The organism is Prosthecomicrobium sp. N25, from assembly GCF_037203705.1.
Classification (GTDB): Bacteria; Pseudomonadota; Alphaproteobacteria; order Rhizobiales; family Ancalomicrobiaceae; genus Prosthecodimorpha.
Map to the genome: position 1 here is coordinate 216362 of NZ_JBBCAT010000004.1, position 17129 is coordinate 233490.

Sequence of the window (17129 nt, forward strand, 5' to 3'; positions counted from 1 at the left end):
ACATCCGGGTTCATCTCGATTGGATGACGCCCGATAACGATAGAGAGAACGCCATGCGTTCAGGTGTGATCGCACAGAAGCTGGGGATGACCCGCATCTACACCGAGTCGGGTGAGCAGGTGCCGGTGACGGTCCTCAAGCTCGACGGGTGCCAGGTGGTGGCCCACCGGACCGAGGAGAAGAACGGCTACACCGCGCTGCAGCTCGGGGCCGGCCTCGCCAAGGTCAAGAACACGACGCAGCCCATGCGCGGTCACTTCGCGAAGGCCTCCGTCGAGCCGAAGCGCAAGCTGGTCGAGTTCCGCGTGGACGCGGACAAGATGATCGAGGTGGGCGCCGAGCTGACGGCCGACCACTTCGTCGTCGGACAGTATGTCGACGTGACCGGTACGTCGATCGGCAAGGGCTTCGCCGGCGTCATGAAGCGCTGGAACTTCGGCGGCCTGCGGGCCACCCACGGCGTCTCGGTCTCGCACCGCTCGCCCGGTTCGACCGGCAACCGCCAGGACCCGGGCCGTACCTTCCCGGGGAAGAAGATGGCCGGCCATCTCGGCAACGAGCGGGTCACCACCCAGAACCTGAAGGTCGTCAAGACCGACGTCGAGCGCGGCCTGATCATGGTCGAGGGCTCGGTGCCGGGATCGAAGGGCGGCTGGATTCTCGTCCGCGACGCGGTGAAGCGCGCCGCGCCAGCGGGCCTGCCTCTGCCGGGTTCGTTCCGCAAGTCCAGCGCGGCGGCCGCCGCCACCGCCGAGAAGGGGGCCGAGTGATGGAGCTCAAGGTCAAGACCCTCGACGGCGCCGATGCCGGCACCGTCACCCTGTCGGACGAGATCTTCGGCCTGGAGCCGCGCGCGGACCTGATCCAGCGCGTGGTCAAGTGGCAGCTCGCCAAGCGGCGCGCCGGCACCCACAAGGTGAAGACCCGCTCCGAGATCGCCCGCACGGGCAAGAAGATGTACAAGCAGAAGGGGACGGGCTCGGCGCGCCACTCCTCCGCGCGCGCCCCGATCTTCCGGGGCGGCGGCCGGGCCCACGGGCCGGTCGTGCGCAGCCACGAGCACGACCTTCCCAAGAAGGTCCGCGCCCTCGGCCTGAAGCACGCGCTGTCGGCCAAGGCCGGCGAGGGCGCCATCCTGGTGGTCGCCGACGCGACGGCGGCGGCTCCGAAGACCAAGGCGGTCAAGGAGCAGCTGGCGAAGCTCGGCCTCGCCAACGCGCTCATCATCGCGGGCGCGGCGGTCGACACCAACTTCGGCCTGGCGACCCGTGCCATCCCGAACGTCGACGTCCTGCCGGTGCAGGGCCTCAACGTCTACGACATCCTGCGGCGCCAGACGCTCGTCCTCACCAAGGACGCGGTCGACGCCATCGAGGCCCGGTTCCGGGTGGAGGCGTGAGCATCATGACCAACCTCGCTCACTACGACATCATCCGCTCGCCCGTGATCACCGAGAAGGCGACCATCGCGGCGGAGAAGAACCAGGTGGTCTTCAACGTCGCCATGTCGGCGACCAAGCCGGAGATCAAGGCGGCCGTCGAGGCGCTGTTCAAGGTCAAGGTGAAGGCCGTCAACACGCTGGTCCGCAAGGGCAAGGTGAAGCGGTTCCGCGGCTTCGTCGGCAAGCGCGACGACGTCAAGAAGGCGATCGTCACCCTCGCAGAGGGCGACCGGATCGACATCACGACGGGCCTCTGAGCAAAAAAGGTTCAACACGATGGCGCTCAAGACATTCAAGCCCGTCACGCCCGGCCTCCGCCAGCTGGTCATCGTCGCGCGCGACGGCCTGTGGAAGGGCAAGCCGGTCAAGACCCTGACCGAGGGCCTGACCCAGTCGGGCGGCCGCAACAACACCGGCCGCGTCACGGCGCGGTTCCGGGGCGGCGGCCACAAGCGGTCCTACCGCATCATCGACTTCAAGCGGCGCAAGCACGACGTGGCGGCGACGGTGGAGCGGCTCGAGTACGATCCCAACCGGACGGCGTTCATCGCGCTGATCCGCTATGCGGACGGGGAGCTCTCCTACATCGTCGCGCCGCAGCGGCTCGCGGTCGGCGACACGGTGGTGTCCGGCCAGTCGGTCGACGTGAAGCCCGGCAACGCGATGCCGATCGGCAACATGCCGGTGGGCACGCTCGTTCACAACATCGAGCTGAAGCCCGGCAAGGGCGCGCAGCTCGCGCGGTCGGCGGGAACCTTCGCGCAGATCGTCGGCCGCGACCAGGGCTACGTGATCCTGCGTCTCAATTCCGGCGAGCAGCGCCTCGTCCTCGGCACGTGTCTCGGCACGGTCGGGGCGGTGTCCAACCCGGACCACATGAACACCTCGATCGGCAAGGCCGGTCGCCAGCGGTGGCTCGGGCGTCGCCCGCACAACCGCGGCGTCGCGATGAACCCGGTCGACCATCCGCATGGCGGCGGCGAAGGCCGCACCTCGGGCGGCCGTCATCCGGTCACGCCTTGGGGCAAGCCGACCAAGGGCAAGAAGACGCGGTCGAACAAGGCGACAGACAAGTACGTCGTCCGCTCGCGCCACGCCAAGAAGGGTTAATCGCAACCATGGCTCGTTCTGTCTGGAAAGGCCCGTTCGTCGACGGTTACCTCCTGAAGAAGGCCGAGAAGTCCCGGGCTTCGGGACGCTCCGAGGTGATCAAGATCTGGAGCCGCCGCTCCACGATCCTGCCTCACTTCGTCGGCCTCACCTTCGGCGTCTACAACGGCCACAAGCACATCCCCGTGCTGGTGTCGGAAGACATGGTCGGCCACAAGTTCGGCGAGTTCTCGCCGACGCGGACCTACTATGGTCATGCGGCCGACAAGAAGGCGAAGAGGAAGTAAGCCGATGAGCAAGCCCAAGACCGAGCGCGCGCTCAGCGACAAAGAGGCCCAGGCGGTGGCGCGGAACATCCGCATCAGCCCGCAGAAGCTGAACCTCGTCGCGTCCCTGATCCGGGGCAAGAAGGTCTCCACCGCGCTGGCGGAGCTGACCTTCTCGCACAAGCGCATCGCCAAGGACGTCAAGAAGACGCTCGAGAGCGCGATCGCGAATGCCGAGAACAACCACGAGCTCGACGTGGACAGCCTGGTGGTGAGCCAGGCCTTCGTCGGGAAGGCCATGGTGATGAAGCGGTTTCACGCTCGTGCCCGCGGGCGCGCCGGCCGCGTCGAGAAGCCCTTCTCGCACCTGACGATCATCGTCCGCGAAGTGGAGTCCGCCTGATGGGACAGAAGGTCAACCCGATCGGGCTTCGGCTCGGCATCAACCGGACCTGGGATTCGCGCTGGTACGCCGGCAAGGGCGAGTACGGCAAGCTGCTCCACGAGGACATGGCGATCCGCAAGTACCTCATGGGCGAGCTGAAGCAGGCGGCGGTCTCCAAGATCGTCATCGAGCGTCCGCACAAGAAGTGCCGCGTCACGATCCACTCGGCCCGTCCGGGCGTCGTGATCGGCAAGAAGGGCACGGACATCGACAAGCTGCGCAAGGGCGTGGCGAAGCTGACCGACTCCGAGGTGCACATCAACATCGTGGAGGTCCGCAAGCCGGAGACCGACTCGACGCTGGTGGCCGCCTCGATCGCCCAGCAGCTCGAGCGCCGCGTCGCCTTCCGCCGGGCCATGAAGCGCGCCGTCCAGTCGGCGATGCGCCTCGGGGCCGAGGGCATCCGCATCAACTGCTCCGGCCGTCTCGGCGGCGCCGAGATCGCGCGACTGGAGTGGTACCGCGAGGGACGCGTGCCGCTGCACACGTTGCGCGCCGACATCGACTTCGGGACCGCGACGGCGATCACCGCCTACGGCACCTGCGGCGTGAAGGTGTGGATCTTCAAGGGCGAGATCCTCGAGCACGATCCGATGGCGTCGGAGCGGCGGGCCCAGGAGCCCGAGACCGGCCGCCGCGAGCGTGGCGAGGGTCGGGATCGGGATCGGGACCGTGACGGCGACCGCCGGGGTGGCCGCGGCCGCCGCGAGCGCGAGACCGAGCGGGCCGGCTGATCGGCTTCGGTTGAACGAGAGACGTGAGAGAGAACAACGATGCTGCAACCGAAGCGCACGAAGTTCCGTAAGCAGTTCAAGGGCCGCATCCACGGCACTTCGAAGGGCGCGACGGACCTGGATTTCGGAGCTTTCGGGCTCAAGGCCCTCGAGCCTGAGCGCGTCACCGCGCGCCAGATCGAGGCCGCACGCCGGGCGATCACTCGCCAGATGAAGCGCCAGGGGCGCGTCTGGATCCGCGTGTTCCCGGATGTGCCGGTGTCCTCCAAGCCGACCGAGGTCCGCATGGGCAAGGGCAAGGGCGCGCCGGAATTCTGGGCCGCCCGCGTCAAGCCGGGCCGGATCCTGTTCGAGATCGACGGCGTCAGCCAGGAGACGGCCGAGGAGGCGCTGCGGCTCGGAGCCGCCAAGCTGCCGATCCGGACCCGCTTCGTGGCCCGAATCGCCGACTGACGGGGGATTGAGCCATGAAGGCTGCCGACATCCGCACCAAGACGGTCGACGAGCTCAACGACGAGCTGGTCCGCCTGAAGAAAGAGCAGTTCAACCTTCGCTTCCAGAAGGCTACCGGACAGCTCGAGAATACCGCGCGCGTCCGTCAGGTCCGGCACGACATCGCCAGGGTCCAGACGGTGCTCCGCGAGAAGCACGTCTGAGGAGGACGAAACCATGCCGAAGCGCATCCTGCAGGGCGTCGTCGTCTCCGACAAGAACGACAAGACGATCGTGGTGGAGGTGGAGCGCCGCTTCACCCATCCGCTGCTGAAGAAGACCGTGCGCCGGTCGAAGAAGTATCACGCGCACGACGAGGGCAACCAGTTCAAGGTCGGCGACATCGTCGCGATCGAGGAAGGCCGCCCGATGTCGAAGCAGAAGCGCTGGGTCGTGGTCGGCCCGGTCGGCGCCGCCGGTTGATCCCGGACGGGCCCAAGAGAACATTCGAGAAAGGCGTTCGGTCATGATCCAGATGCAAACTAACCTCGACGTCGCCGACAATTCCGGCGCCAAGAGGGTCATGTGCATCAAGGTCCTCGGCGGTTCGAAGCGGAAGTACGCCACCGTGGGCGACATCATCGTCGTCTCGGTCAAGGAGGCGATCCCGCGCGGCCGCGTCAAGAAGGGCGACGTGATGAAGGCGGTGGTGGTCCGGGTGTCCAAGGACATCACCCGCCCGGACGGCCAGGTGATCCGGTTCGACCGGAACGCCGCCGTCCTGATCAACAATCAGAAGGAGCCGATCGGGACCCGCATCTTCGGACCGGTTCCGCGCGAGTTGCGCGCGAAGAACCACACGAAGATCCTCTCGCTCGCGCCGGAGGTGCTGTAATGGCCGCGAAGATCAAGAAGGGCGACAAGGTCGTCGTGCTCGCCGGCCGCGACAAGGGCCGCACCGGCGAGGTCATCCAGGTGATGCCGAGCGAGGAGCGTGCTCTGGTCCGCGGCATCAACATCGTGCAGCGCCACACCAAGCCGCAGGGCGTGAACGAGGGCGGGATCATCCGCAAGGAGGCCCCGATCCATCTGTCGAACCTGGCGGTGGCGGACCCGAAGACGGGCGAGCCCACCCGCGTCGGCTTCAAGATTCTCGACGACGGCCGGAAGGTCCGTTTCGCCAAGCGCTCGGGGGACCTGATCGATGGCTGAGCTCGCCAACTATTCGCCGCGGATGCGCAAGCACTACGACGAGGTCGTGCGCCCGGCGATGATCGAGAAGTTCGGGTACAAGAACCCGATGGAAGTGCCGACCCTCGACAAGATCGTCCTGAACATGGGCGTCGGCGAGGCGACGGCGGACTCCAAGAAGCCGTCGGTCGCGGCCGCGGACCTCGCCCTGATCGCCGGCCAGAAGCCGGTCGTGACCCGGGCCCGCAAGGCGATCGCGACCTTCAAGATCCGTGAGAACATGCCGATCGGCGCCAAGGTTACCCTGCGCAAGACCCGCATGTTCGAGTTCCTCGACCGTCTCGTGACGATCGCGCTGCCGCGCGTCCGGGACTTCCGGGGCCTCAACCCGAAGAGCTTCGACGGCCGCGGCAACTATGCCATGGGCGTCAAGGAACACATCATTTTCCCGGAGATCAACTACGACAAGGTCGATCAGGTCTGGGGAATGGACATCATCGTCTGTACGACGGCGAAAACGGACGAGGAGGCCAGGGAGCTCCTGAAGCTCTTCAACTTCCCGTTCCGCCAGTGAGCCGTTACGGCAGAGGATAGGAAAAAATGGCAAAGACGAGTTCTGTCGAGAAGAACAACCGGCGGCGCAAGATGACGGCGAAGTTCGCCAAAAAGCGCGCCGAGCTGAAGTCGGTCGTGATGGACCGCGAGACGACCCCCGAGGATCGGATCCAGGCGGTCATGAAGCTCGCGGCTCTTCCGCGCAACGGCGCCAAGGTGCGGATCCGCAACCGCTGCGAGATCACGGGCCGGCCGCGTGCGTACTACCGCAAGCTGAAGATGTCGCGCCTGGCGCTTCGTGAACTGGGCAACCAGGGCATGATCCCGGGCCTCGTGAAGTCGAGCTGGTGAGGAGGGTCCCATGACGATGACCGATCCCCTGGGCGATATGCTGACCCGGATCCGGAACGCTCAGCTCCGGAAGAAGTCTAAGGTCAACACGCCGGCGTCCAAGCTGCGCGCCAACGTGCTCGACGTCCTCAAGAGCGAGGGCTACATCCGCGGCTACACGTCGGTGGAAGCCGGTGCGGGCCGTTCCGAGTTCGAGATCGAGCTCAAGTATTTCGACGGCGAACCCGTGATCCGGACCATCGAGCGCGTCTCGAAGCCGGGCCGCCGGGTGTACTCGTCGGTCGCCAACATTCCGCGCGTCGCCAACGGCCTCGGCGTCACCATCCTGTCCACGCCGAAGGGCGTGATGGCGGATCACGATGCCCGCGAGTCGAATGTCGGCGGCGAAGTGCTCTGCCGCGTATTCTGACCGGGAAAGGACAAGCACCATGTCTCGTATCGGAAAGAAGCCCGTGGCGGTCCCGAGCGGCGTGAACGCCGACGTGGCGGGCCAGACGGTCAGCGTCAAGGGTCCGAAGGGGACGCTCTCCTTCGTGGTCCACGACCTGGTCGAGGTGAGCAAGGGCACGGACGGCATCGCGGTCAAGCCGCGGGACGAGTCCAAGCAGGCGCGGTCGCTCTGGGGCATGTCCCGGACGATGATCTCGAACCTGATGGTCGGCGTGTCGAAGGGCTTCGAGAAGAAGCTCGAGATCAACGGCGTCGGCTACAAGGCGGCGCTCGCCGGCAAGACCCTGAACCTCTCGCTCGGCTACAGCCACGACATCGTGTATCCGGTTCCGGAGGGAATCACGATCGCAGTCGCCGGGCAGAAGCAGGACCAGATCACCATCACCGGCATCGACAAGCAGCGTGTCGGACAGGTGGCGGCGGAAATCCGCGAGTTCCGCGGGCCCGAGCCCTACAAGGGCAAGGGCGTGAAGTACGCCGATGAGAAGATCTTCCGCAAGGAAGGCAAGAAGAAGTAAGGAGCGGTCATCATGGCTCATGCGTCTACTACGGAGCGCCGTCGCGCCCGCGTCCGCCGCGCCGTGAAGGCCGCTGCCAACGGCCGCGTCCGGCTGTCGGTCTTCCGGTCTTCGAAGAACATCTACGCGCAGGTCATCGACGACGTGAAGGGGGTCACGCTGGCCGCCGCCTCGTCGCTCGAGAAGGATCTCAAGGGGTCGCTGAAGACCGGCGCGGACGTGGAAGCCGCCAAGGCGGTCGGCAAGCTCTTGGCGGAGCGCGCCAAGGCGGCCGGGGTCGACAAGGTCGTCTTCGACCGCGGCGGCTACATCTACCACGGCCGCGTCAAGGCGCTGGCCGAAGCGGCCCGCGAGGGCGGCCTCGAGTTCTGATCGATCTGAGAAAGACTTATGCGCGCTTCTTCAAGCTGCGCGGGAAGGAACGGTAACTATGGCTACGCGTGAGCGGGAAGAGCGCGACAGCGAATTCGTCGACCGGCTGGTGCACATCAACCGCGTCGCCAAGGTGGTGAAGGGCGGCCGGCGCTTCGGCTTCGCGGCGCTCGTCGTCGTCGGCGACCAGAAGGGCCGCGTCGGCTTCGGCCACGGCAAGGCCCGCGAGGTTCCCGAGGCGATCCGCAAGGCGACCGAGGCGGCCAAGCGCAGCCTGGTCCGCGTGCCGCTCCGCGAGGGGCGCACGCTGCATCACGACGTGGCGGGCCATCACGGCGCCGGCAAGGTGATCCTGCGGGCGGCTCCGGCCGGCACGGGCATCATCGCGGGCGGCCCGATGCGCGCCGTGTTCGAGACGCTCGGCGTCCAGGACGTGGTGGCGAAGTCGCTCGGTTCGTCGAACCCCTACAACATGGTGCGCGCGACCTTCGACGCCCTGAAGCACGAGGACAGCCCGCGCTCGGTCGCGGCGCGCCGCGGCATCAAGGTCTCGGCCCTGCAGGCGCGGCGCCGCGAAGAGGGTGTCGACGCGGGCGCAGAAGCCTGACCGTCCGGCGATCACTGACAGAGCCGGGGCCGCTTGAACCAGGGCGGCCTCGTCCATAGCTGAAGAAACACGGGGATCGTCCCAATGTCGACCACCGACAAGACCGTCACGGTCGAGCAGACCGGCAGCCCGAGCCGCCGTCCCGGCGACCAGCGGGCCACGCTGATCGGCCTCGGCCTCAACAAGCGGCATCGCCGTTCCACCCTGAAGGACTCTCCTCAGGTGCGGGGCATGATCGCCAAGGTGCAGCATCTCGTCCGCGTCGTGGACGAGTGAGATTTAGGGATCGATCCCCATGAAGCTGAACCAGATCAGCGACAACCCCGGCGCCGTCAAGGCCGGCAAGCGGCTCGGCCGCGGCATCGGCTCGGGCCTGGGCAAGACCTCGGGCAAGGGCGTCAAGGGCCAGAAGGCGCGCCGCGGCGTGGCCATCAACGGCTTCGAGGGCGGCCAGATGCCGCTGCACCGGCGCCTGCCGAAGCGCGGCTTCAACAACATCTTCCGCCTCGACCTCAACGAGGTCAGCCTGGCGAAGGTGCAGGCCGCGATCGAGGCCGGCAAGCTCGATCCGAAGGCGACCGTGACCGCGGAGGCCCTCAAGGCCGCCGGGATCATCCGGCGCGTCAAGGACGGCGTCCGCCTTCTCGGGCCCGGCGAACTGACCGCCGCCGTCACCTTCGAGGTGGCCGGCGCGTCGAAGCCGGCGGCCGAGGCGGTCGAGAAGGCCGGCGGCAAGGTCGTGGCGCTCCTGGCGCAGGCCGCCGCCGAGGCGTGACACCGAAGGCGAACACGACCGGGGCCGCTTCCTGAGGCGGCCCCGGTTTCCCGTCTCGGGGCGGGCATCCTGGCAATCGGAGAGGCGAATGGCTTCGGCAGCTGAACAACTCGCAGCGAACCTCAATTGGGGTGCCTTCGCCAAGGCCGAGGAACTCAAGAAGCGCATCTGGTTCACCCTCGGCGCGCTGCTCGTCTACCGCCTCGGGACCTACCTGCCGCTGCCGGGCATCAATCCCACGGCGCTGTCGCAGGCCTTCCACAATGCCCAGACGGGCATCATCGGCCTCTTCAACATGTTCTCGGGCGGCGCGGTCGGCCGCATGGCGATCTTCGCGCTCGGGATCATGCCCTACATCTCGGCCTCGATCATCGTCCAGCTGCTCACGACGGTGCTGCCGTCCTTCGAGGCGATGAAGAAGGAGGGCGAGTCGGGCCGCAAGCAGCTGAACCAGTACACGCGCTACCTGACCGTGATCCTGGCCGTCTTCCAGGCCTACGGCATCTCGGTCGGCCTCGAGGGCTCGACCAACGTGGTCGCCGACCCGGGCCTGTTCTTCCGTGTCTCGACCGTGCTGACCCTGCTCGGCGGCACCATGTTCCTGATGTGGCTCGGCGAGCAGATCACGTCGCGGGGCATCGGCAACGGCATCTCGCTCATCATCTTCGCGGGCATCGTGGCGGAGCTGCCGCGGGCGATCGCGGGCACCCTCGAGCTCGGCCGGCAGGGCGCGATCTCGACGGGCGCGATCCTCGGCATCATCGTGCTGGCCGTCGTCGTCATCGCCTTCATCGTGTTCATGGAGCGCGCGCAGCGCCGGCTCCTGATCCAGTATCCGAAGCGCCAGGTCGGCAATCAGATCATGCAGGGGCAGTCGTCGCACCTGCCGCTGAAGCTGAACACCTCGGGCGTCATCCCGCCGATCTTCGCCTCCTCGCTGCTCCTGGTGCCGGCGACAGTCGCCAACTTCCAGGCGGGCCAGGCGGGCGGGTGGCTGACCAGCGTGACCGCGTTCCTGGGGCACGGCCAGCCGGCCTACATGGTGCTCTACGCGGCGCTGATCATCTTCTTCTGCTTCTTCTACACCGCGATCGTGTTCAACCCGACCGACACGGCCGACAATCTGAAGAAGCACGGCGGCTTCATCCCCGGCATCCGGCCGGGCGAGCGCACCGCCGAATACATCGACTACGTGCTGACCCGTATCACCGTCGTCGGCGCGATGTACATCACCGTCGTTTGTCTCTTACCCGAATTCCTCATTTCCTGGACCGGCGTCCCGTTCTATTTCGGGGGCACGTCGCTGCTGATCGTGGTCTCGGTGACCATGGACACGGTGTCGCAAATCCAGGGACATCTGCTCGCCCACCAGTACGAAGGTCTGATCAAGCGGGCGAAGCTGAAAGGGGGACGGAAATGAGACTGATCCTGCTCGGGCCTCCGGGGGCCGGGAAGGGGACCCAGGCACAGCGGCTCGTCGAGAAGCACGGCATCGTGCAGCTCTCGACCGGCGACATGCTGCGGGCGGCCGTGAAGGCGGGAACCGAGGTGGGGCTCAAGGCCAAGGCGGTCATGGACGCCGGCCAGCTCGTCTCCGACGACATCGTGGTCGGCGTGGTCGCGGACCGGATCGATCAGGCGGACTGCCAGAAGGGCTTCATCCTGGACGGCTTCCCGCGGACGGTGCCGCAGGCCGAGGCGCTGACCCGGATGCTGGCCTCCAAGGGCATGAAGCTCGACGCGGTGATCGAGCTCAAGGTGGACGAGGACGCGCTCGTCCGGCGGATGGAGACCCGTGTCCGGGAAACGATCGCGGCGGGCGGGCAGGTCCGTGCGGACGACAACCCGGAAAGCTTCAAGAAGCGCCTCGTGGAGTTCCGCGAGAAGACCGCGCCCCTGTCGTCCTACTACGCGGGGACGGGCGAACTCAGGACCGTCGACGGGATGAAGCCGATCGACGCGGTGACGAAGGACATCGAGACGATCCTCGGCTGAGGCGGCCGCCGGTCGAGGGACCGGCGGCGCGGCCGCGCAGGAGGGCGTCCGACGACGATCGGCCCGGCGCCGGAGCGGCCCCCTCGCGGGGCGTCCGGCGGCGGGCGGCTGGATACCCCGGACGGGTTGACGCCCGCTCGTGGAATCTCTATATCCCGACCCTCAATCGCGACATCCATGCGATCGGCGTCGGGGCCCCGAGGGGGACCGGCACCGGTCTCGTCGTCTTGTGTGCGACCCCTTCGGGCCTGGACGAGGCTCAGGAACGTGGTCGTCCCCGGACGACCCGATCGACTGGAGAGGACTGCCGTGGCCCGCATTGCAGGCGTGAACATTCCGACGAACAAGCGCGTGGTCATTGCGCTTCAGTACATCCACGGGATCGGCCCGCGGAAGGCTCAGGAGATCATGGACAAGGTCCGGATCCAGCCCGAGCGCCGGGTCAACGAGCTCTCGGACGCCGAGGTGCTGCAGATCCGCGAAGTGATCGACCGCGACTACATGGTGGAGGGTGACCTTCGCCGCGAAGTCGCGATGAACATCAAGCGCCTGATGGACCTCGGCTGCTACCGCGGCCTGCGCCATCGTCGCGGCCTGCCGGTGCGCGGACAGCGGACGCACACCAACGCGCGGACCCGCAAGGGTCCCGCCAAGGCGATCGCCGGCAAGAAGAAGTAAGGACGGGGCGGGACCGGCCGCGCGCGAGCGCCGCCGGCCGTCGGCTCCCGACGAAGTTCAAGGATCAGCCACATGGCCAAGGAAGCGCAGCGCGTGAAGCGCCGTGAGCGGAAGAACATCTCCTCCGGCGTCGCCCACGTGAACTCCACGTTCAACAACACCATGATCACGATCACCGACGCCCAGGGCAACACCATCGCCTGGTCGTCGGCCGGTGCCAACGGCTTCAAGGGCTCGCGCAAGTCGACCCCGTTCGCGGCGCAGGTCGCGGCCGAGGAGTGCGCGCGCAAGGCCCAGGAGCACGGCATGCGCACGATCGAGGTCGAGGTGCGCGGTCCCGGTTCGGGCCGCGAGTCGGCGCTCCGGGCGTTGCAGGCGGCGGGCTTCGTGGTCACCTCGATCCGCGACGTGACCCCGATCCCGCACAACGGATGCCGCCCGCGCAAGCGGCGCCGCGTCTGACCGGATTGGACGAACCGTCGTTCGGCCGCGCGTAACCTGCGGCCCTCGTCAAGGCGGACGGCGCATCGGGATCCTCGGACCCGGGCCGTCCGCAGTGTCGTTCGGAGAGACCCGACCCGGATCCGCCGGGCGTGGCCCCTGATCCTCCGGCGGCCCACTCGAACCTTGGGTGACCCCGTGACCATCCACAAGAACTGGCAAGAGCTCATCCGCCCGAGCAAGCTCGACGTCAAGGCCGGCGACGACGGGCGCCGCGTCGCCACGGTCGTGGCCGAACCGCTGGAGCGCGGCTTCGGCCTGACGCTCGGCAACGCCCTCCGGCGCGTGCTCCTCTCGTCGCTGCAGGGCGCCGCCGTCACGGCCGTGCAGATCGACGGCGTGCTGCACGAGTTCTCCTCGATCCCGGGCGTCCGCGAGGACGTGACGGACATCGTGCTGAACATCAAGGAGATCGCCATCCGGATGCAGGGCGACGGGCCGAAGCGCATGGTCGTGCGCAAGTCGGGCCCCGGCGTCGTGACCGCGGGCGATATCCAGACCGTCGGCGACATCGAGATCCTGAACCCTGAGCTGGTGATCTGCACCCTCGACGAGGGTGCGGAGATCCGCATGGAGTTCACGGCCAACACGGGCAAGGGCTACGTGCCGGCCGACCGGAACCGTCCCGAGGACGCGCCGATCGGGCTCATCCCGGTCGACAGCATCTATTCCCCGGTCAAGAAGGTCAGCTACCGCGTCGAGAACACCCGCGAGGGCCAGGTGCTCGACTACGACAAGCTCACCCTGACGGTGGAGACCGACGGCTCGGTGAAGCCGGAGGACGCGGTCGCGTATGCGGCGCGCATCATCCAGGATCAGCTCGCGATCTTCGTGAACTTCGAGGAGCCGCGGAAGGCGGAGGTCGAGGAGCGGGTGCCGGAGCTCGCCTTCAACCCGGCGCTGCTCAAGAAGGTGGACGAGCTCGAGCTGTCGGTGCGGTCGGCGAACTGCCTGAAGAACGACAACATCGTCTACATCGGCGACCTCATCCAGAAGACCGAGGCGGAGATGCTCCGTACCCCGAACTTCGGCCGCAAGTCGCTCAACGAGATCAAGGAAGTTCTCGCCCAGATGGGTCTCCATCTCGGCATGGAGGTCACCAATTGGCCGCCGGAGAACATCGAGGAACTCGCCAAGCGTTACGAGGACCACCAGCTCTGAAGCCCGGGCCGCCCGCCAGTCGGGCGGCCGCTTCTGGACCACGGCCGGCCTTCGGGCCGGTCGACAAGGACTACTTCGCCCGGATGACGCATGCCCGGGGTGCGACGGTCTCCTCCGGGGCCGAAGCTCCGGGGCGCGTCTCCGGATCGTCGCAGAGAGGCGCTCCCGCGGGGGCGCGGGCCGGGCAGGGATGCCCCGCCAGACCAGGAGACCAGTCATGCGTCACGGCAATTCGGGCCGCAAGTTCGCCCGTACCCACGAGCACCGCAAGGCCATGTTCGCCAACATGGCGGCCTCGCTCATCACCCACGAGCAGATCGTCACCACGCTGCCGAAGGCGAAGGACCTGCGTCCGGTCGTGGAGAAGCTGATCACGCTGGCCAAGCGCGGCGACCTCAACTCGCGCCGCAACGCGGTCGCGCAGATCCGCGACGAGAAGGCCGTCAAGAAGCTCTTCGACGTGCTCGGCCCGCGCTACAAGGACCGCAACGGCGGCTATACGCGCGTCCTGAAGGCCGGCTTCCGGCACGGCGACAACGCCGCCGTCGGCGTGATCGAGTTCGTCGACCGCGACGTCTCGGCCAAGGGCGCCGAGGACCGCGCGCGCGCCGAGGCGGCGGAGGCCGCGGAGGGCTGAGGTCCTTCCGGTTCCCGTGGAGTTCGAGAGGGGTGGCCGTCGGCCGCCCCTTTTCTTTTGGGGGCGCGACGGTTCAGCCCAGGAGCGGGACCAGGGTCGCCACCAGGACGACCGCCATGGCGATGTTGAACCACTTCAGCCGGACGGGATCGGCGAGCAGTCTCCGGAGGGCCATGCCGGACAGGATCCACGTCGCGAGTGCCGGCAGGTTGACGAGGCCGAACACCAGGGCGACGGCCGCAACCGAGGCGAGCGGGCTCTCCGGCCTGGCGTGAAGCGCCATCGTGGTCCCCGCCACCGCCCAGGCCTTGGGGTTCAGCCACTGGAAGCCCGCGGCCTCCAGGAACCCGATCGGCCGCTCCGATCCGGCCGGCGCGGCCCCGACCGAGCGGGCCGTGCCGATGCGCCAGGCTAGGTAGACGAGGTAGACGGCACCCGCCGCGTTCAGGACGAGCCGCAGCGCGGGCACGGCGGCCAGCAGGGCCCCGATCCCGAGCCCCACGGCGATCAGGACGGACAGGAAGCCCGTGGTGATGCCGGCGAGGAGCGGCACGGTTCGCCGGACGCCGTAGGTCGCGCCGGAGGCGAGCAGCATGAGGTTGCTGGGTCCCGGCGAGATCGAGGTCACCAGGGCGAAGAGGGCAAGGGGCAGGAGGGAGTCGGTCTGCATGGCTGGCACCTGTCTTGATGGACGGGTGCATCCTGACGTCCGCGCCGGAGGAGCAGTGGTCCGGAATCCTGACTACCGGCGACGGGCCGAGGGCGGGAGCCTGCCGATCGCGGCATCACCCGGCTAGGGCCTGGGGAGCGACGTCGGCGAGGAGATAGCGCTCGAACCAGAGGGGGAACGCGCGGACGAGCGGGCGGGGCCCCTCCAGGCGCAGGCCGAGCCGTTGCGCCTCGGCGAAGGTCGTGTCGCCGCGCCACCATCCGACCAGCGGCGCAAGCGGTCCGCCGATCGACAGGGGTTCGGGGAAGCCGGGGTTCAGGCCGCAGACGGACGCCGTACCGTCCTTCATGAGCATGAAGCGGAGAGGATGGGCCCGGATCTCGAACCGGAGCACGAGCGCTTCGGCCGGCGCGGCGTCGCGACTGACGCGGCGCGCCATGTCGTGCAACAGGGGATCGAGGTCCAGGTCCTCGGCCGCGGCATGGCGCGGCAGCCATTTCTGCCCCCAGGTGCCGAGCGCCAGGACGAGCGGCTCGAGGTCGCGGCCGGCCGGGGTCAGCCTGTAGGTCGGACCCCTGGCACTCTCGTCCCGCTCCAGAACGCCGCAGGCGACCAGGTCCTGAAGCCGTTCGGCCAGCACGGTCCGGGAGATTCGCGGCACACCCTTTCGGAAGTCGCTGAATCGGGTGGCTCCCATCAGCACTTCGCGTACGATCAGCAGCGTCCAGCGGCCCCCGAGGATCTCGTGGGCGCGGGCGATCGCGCAGAACTGCCCATAGCCGGTCATGGGGCCAGGATAGCACAGGCGCGACAGGCGGCCGGTCCGAAAAACGGACCGCCTGCAGGGTCGCGATGCGACGTCCCGCGTCGGATTGCGACAACTCGCCGACCGGATCCCGTGTCACGGTCGGTCCTGTCCCTCAGCCTGCCCAAAGCCGGATTCCGCCATGCTCTCCCGAGCCCCCCTCGATATCGCCCGCCTCGTCGCCGAGCGGCGGCCCGGCCACACGCTGGCGGCGCCCTTCTACCAGGCGCGCGAGATCTTCGACCTCGACCTCGACGTCATCTTCTCCCGGCACTGGATCTTCGCGGGGGTGGAGGCCGAGGTGCCGGAGGCGGGCGACTACGCGCGGCTCGACCTCGGGGCGAACTCCATCGTCATCGTCCGCGGCGACGACGACGAGGTCCGCGCCTTCCACAACGTCTGCCGCCACCGCGGCGCGCGGATCGTGACGGAGGAGAAGGGCTGTGTCGGCAAGCTCGTCTGCCCATACCACCAGTGGACCTACGAGCTGACCGGCGAACTCATCCACGCGAGCCACATGGGGGACGGGTTCGATCCGTCCTGCCACGGGCTGAAGCCGGTGCATCTGCGGTCGATCGGCGGGCTCCTGTTCATCTGCCTCGCGGCCGAGCCGCCGGCCGACATCGAGGATGCCGCTGCCGTGCTGGAGCCGCGGCTCGCCCCCTTCGATCTGCGCAACGCCAAGGTCGCGTTCCAGGCCGACCTGATCGAGGAGGGGAACTGGAAGCTCACCATGGAGAACAACCGCGAGTGCTATCACTGCGCGGGCAACCATCCGGAGCTCGGCCTCTCCTTCAACAAATACGCGGTCGGCTTCGTGCCGGATGCGGACGACGAGGCGGGCAAGGCGGAAGCCGCCGCCTACGAGGCCTCGGTGGTGCGGCAGGTGGCGGACTGGGAGGCGCGGGGCTTCCCGTCCGGGCCGGTGGAGCGCCTGTCCGGCTGCGCCACCGGGTTCCGGACGGAGCGGATCGTGCTCGACGGCGCGGGCGAGAGCCAGACGCTCGACACCAAGGTGGCATGCCGGCGGCTCCTCGGGACCGTCACGGAGCGGCGGCTCGGCGGCCTGCACATCTGGACGCAGCCGAACTCCTGGCATCACGTGATGAGCGACCACGCGGTGACCTTCTGCGCCATCCCGCTCGATCCGGAGCACACGCTGGTGCGCACCCGCTGGCTCGTCCACAAGGATGCGGTGGAGGGCGTCGACTACGACCTCGCGCGCCTGACGGAGGTCTGGACGGCGACCAACGGGCAGGACGCGGCGCTCGTCGAACTCGCCCAGAAGGGCGTGCGCAGCCTCGCCTACGAGCCGGGGCCCTATTCGCCGCTGACGGAGGGCCTCGTGGACCAGTTCGCCACCTGGTACGTCGAGCGCCTCAGGGCGCATCTCGGGTGACGGCTCCGATCCTCCCGCCGGCGAGACGAGGCGCGC

Annotated in this window: 29 protein-coding genes; 27 read left to right on the forward strand and 2 right to left on the reverse strand. The window is 68.0% G+C overall.

Features of this window, described 5'->3' with window-relative positions; translation table 11 throughout:
- Positions 1-53 precede the first annotated feature (53 nt).
- The 26 genes from rplC (at position 54) to rplQ (ending at position 14219) form a co-directional block, all read left to right on the forward strand.
- A complete protein-coding gene (gene rplC / locus WBG79_RS23175) occupies positions 54-770 on the forward strand; it encodes a 50S ribosomal protein L3 (RefSeq protein WP_337359608.1) in 717 nt (238 codons plus the stop codon).
- Positions 770-1399 (forward strand): 50S ribosomal protein L4, encoded by a 630-nt coding sequence (gene rplD / locus WBG79_RS23180; protein WP_337359609.1) that lies wholly within the window; start codon positions 770-772, stop codon positions 1397-1399. The genes rplC and rplD overlap by 1 nt, the downstream gene beginning before the upstream one ends.
- Before the next feature lie 5 nt (positions 1400-1404).
- Positions 1405-1698 carry a 50S ribosomal protein L23 gene (locus WBG79_RS23185; RefSeq protein WP_337359610.1) on the forward strand — a complete coding sequence of 98 codons (294 nt, stop codon included), beginning with the start codon at positions 1405-1407 and terminating at the stop codon, positions 1696-1698.
- 19 nt (positions 1699-1717) lie between these two features.
- Positions 1718-2551, forward strand: a complete 834-nt coding sequence (rplB, locus tag WBG79_RS23190) for a 50S ribosomal protein L2 (protein ID WP_337359611.1) — start codon at positions 1718-1720, stop codon at positions 2549-2551.
- Positions 2552-2559: 8 nt separating this feature from the next.
- Entirely contained in the window at positions 2560-2838 is a 279-nt protein-coding gene (rpsS, locus tag WBG79_RS23195) for a 30S ribosomal protein S19 (RefSeq protein ID WP_337359612.1), read from the forward strand.
- Positions 2839-2842: 4 nt separating this feature from the next.
- On the forward strand, positions 2843-3220 hold the full coding sequence (rplV, locus tag WBG79_RS23200) for a 50S ribosomal protein L22 (protein WP_337359613.1): 378 nt from the start codon (positions 2843-2845) through the stop codon (positions 3218-3220).
- Entirely contained in the window at positions 3220-3996 is a 777-nt protein-coding gene (rpsC, locus tag WBG79_RS23205) for a 30S ribosomal protein S3 (RefSeq protein WP_337359614.1), read from the forward strand. Before rplV ends, rpsC begins: the two co-directional genes overlap by 1 nt.
- A gap of 39 nt (positions 3997-4035) precedes the next feature.
- The gene (gene rplP / locus WBG79_RS23210; RefSeq protein WP_337359615.1) at positions 4036-4449 is read left to right on the forward strand and encodes a 50S ribosomal protein L16; all 414 of its coding nucleotides are present in this window, start codon (positions 4036-4038) and stop codon (positions 4447-4449) included.
- Positions 4450-4463: 14 nt separating this feature from the next.
- Positions 4464-4652 (forward strand): 50S ribosomal protein L29, encoded by a 189-nt coding sequence (gene rpmC / locus WBG79_RS23215; RefSeq protein ID WP_337359616.1) that lies wholly within the window; start codon positions 4464-4466, stop codon positions 4650-4652.
- Positions 4653-4665: 13 nt separating this feature from the next.
- Positions 4666-4911, forward strand: coding sequence for a 30S ribosomal protein S17 (rpsQ, locus tag WBG79_RS23220; RefSeq protein WP_337359617.1), 246 nt, complete (start codon positions 4666-4668; stop codon positions 4909-4911).
- 43 nt (positions 4912-4954) lie between these two features.
- Positions 4955-5323, forward strand: coding sequence for a 50S ribosomal protein L14 (gene rplN, locus WBG79_RS23225; RefSeq protein ID WP_337359618.1), 369 nt, complete (start codon positions 4955-4957; stop codon positions 5321-5323).
- Positions 5323-5640: a 50S ribosomal protein L24 gene (gene rplX / locus WBG79_RS23230; RefSeq protein ID WP_337359619.1), complete on the forward strand. Its 318-nt coding sequence runs from the start codon at positions 5323-5325 to the stop codon at positions 5638-5640. The genes rplN and rplX overlap by 1 nt, the downstream gene beginning before the upstream one ends.
- The gene (gene rplE / locus WBG79_RS23235) at positions 5633-6193 is read left to right on the forward strand and encodes a 50S ribosomal protein L5 (RefSeq protein ID WP_337359620.1); all 561 of its coding nucleotides are present in this window, start codon (positions 5633-5635) and stop codon (positions 6191-6193) included. Before rplX ends, rplE begins: the two co-directional genes overlap by 8 nt.
- 26 nt (positions 6194-6219) lie before the next feature.
- Positions 6220-6525 carry a 30S ribosomal protein S14 gene (rpsN, locus tag WBG79_RS23240; RefSeq protein ID WP_337359621.1) on the forward strand — a complete coding sequence of 102 codons (306 nt, stop codon included), beginning with the start codon at positions 6220-6222 and terminating at the stop codon, positions 6523-6525.
- Between the two features lie 10 nt (positions 6526-6535).
- The gene (gene rpsH, locus WBG79_RS23245; protein ID WP_337359622.1) at positions 6536-6934 is read left to right on the forward strand and encodes a 30S ribosomal protein S8; all 399 of its coding nucleotides are present in this window, start codon (positions 6536-6538) and stop codon (positions 6932-6934) included.
- A gap of 19 nt (positions 6935-6953) precedes the next feature.
- Complete coding sequence (gene rplF / locus WBG79_RS23250) at positions 6954-7493, forward strand: 50S ribosomal protein L6 (protein ID WP_337359623.1); 540 nt, start codon at positions 6954-6956, stop codon at positions 7491-7493.
- Between the two features lie 12 nt (positions 7494-7505).
- Complete coding sequence (gene rplR / locus WBG79_RS23255; protein WP_337359624.1) at positions 7506-7865, forward strand: 50S ribosomal protein L18; 360 nt, start codon at positions 7506-7508, stop codon at positions 7863-7865.
- Between the two features lie 58 nt (positions 7866-7923).
- Positions 7924-8472: a 30S ribosomal protein S5 gene (rpsE, locus tag WBG79_RS23260; protein ID WP_337359625.1), complete on the forward strand. Its 549-nt coding sequence runs from the start codon at positions 7924-7926 to the stop codon at positions 8470-8472.
- Positions 8473-8556: 84 nt separating this feature from the next.
- On the forward strand, positions 8557-8748 hold the full coding sequence (gene rpmD / locus WBG79_RS23265) for a 50S ribosomal protein L30 (protein ID WP_337359626.1): 192 nt from the start codon (positions 8557-8559) through the stop codon (positions 8746-8748).
- Positions 8749-8767: 19 nt separating this feature from the next.
- Positions 8768-9247, forward strand: a complete 480-nt coding sequence (gene rplO, locus WBG79_RS23270; protein WP_337359627.1) for a 50S ribosomal protein L15 — start codon at positions 8768-8770, stop codon at positions 9245-9247.
- A gap of 88 nt (positions 9248-9335) precedes the next feature.
- A complete protein-coding gene (secY, locus tag WBG79_RS23275; protein WP_337359628.1) occupies positions 9336-10667 on the forward strand; it encodes a preprotein translocase subunit SecY in 1332 nt (443 codons plus the stop codon).
- Positions 10664-11242: an adenylate kinase gene (locus WBG79_RS23280; RefSeq protein WP_337359629.1), complete on the forward strand. Its 579-nt coding sequence runs from the start codon at positions 10664-10666 to the stop codon at positions 11240-11242. Before secY ends, WBG79_RS23280 begins: the two co-directional genes overlap by 4 nt.
- A gap of 309 nt (positions 11243-11551) precedes the next feature.
- Positions 11552-11920: a 30S ribosomal protein S13 gene (rpsM, locus tag WBG79_RS23285; RefSeq protein WP_337359630.1), complete on the forward strand. Its 369-nt coding sequence runs from the start codon at positions 11552-11554 to the stop codon at positions 11918-11920.
- A 72-nt stretch (positions 11921-11992) separates the two neighbouring features.
- Positions 11993-12382 carry a 30S ribosomal protein S11 gene (gene rpsK / locus WBG79_RS23290; protein ID WP_337359631.1) on the forward strand — a complete coding sequence of 130 codons (390 nt, stop codon included), beginning with the start codon at positions 11993-11995 and terminating at the stop codon, positions 12380-12382.
- Positions 12383-12547: 165 nt separating this feature from the next.
- Complete coding sequence (locus tag WBG79_RS23295) at positions 12548-13582, forward strand: DNA-directed RNA polymerase subunit alpha (protein ID WP_337359632.1); 1035 nt, start codon at positions 12548-12550, stop codon at positions 13580-13582.
- A 217-nt stretch (positions 13583-13799) separates the two neighbouring features.
- On the forward strand, positions 13800-14219 hold the full coding sequence (gene rplQ / locus WBG79_RS23300) for a 50S ribosomal protein L17 (RefSeq protein ID WP_337359633.1): 420 nt from the start codon (positions 13800-13802) through the stop codon (positions 14217-14219).
- Between the two features lie 73 nt (positions 14220-14292).
- On the opposite strand, the gene WBG79_RS23305 is transcribed toward rplQ, so the two are convergent.
- Together WBG79_RS23305 and WBG79_RS23310 are read right to left on the reverse strand one after the other, a co-directional pair.
- Positions 14293-14889, reverse strand: a complete 597-nt coding sequence (locus tag WBG79_RS23305) for a LysE family translocator (RefSeq protein WP_337359634.1) — start codon at positions 14887-14889, stop codon at positions 14293-14295.
- A gap of 115 nt (positions 14890-15004) precedes the next feature.
- Complete coding sequence (locus tag WBG79_RS23310; RefSeq protein ID WP_337359635.1) at positions 15005-15676, reverse strand: winged helix-turn-helix transcriptional regulator; 672 nt, start codon at positions 15674-15676, stop codon at positions 15005-15007.
- 160 nt (positions 15677-15836) lie between these two features.
- Between WBG79_RS23310 and WBG79_RS23315 the strand changes: the two genes are divergently transcribed.
- Positions 15837-17093 (forward strand): aromatic ring-hydroxylating oxygenase subunit alpha, encoded by a 1257-nt coding sequence (locus WBG79_RS23315; RefSeq protein WP_337359636.1) that lies wholly within the window; start codon positions 15837-15839, stop codon positions 17091-17093.
- Positions 17094-17129 lie beyond the last annotated feature (36 nt).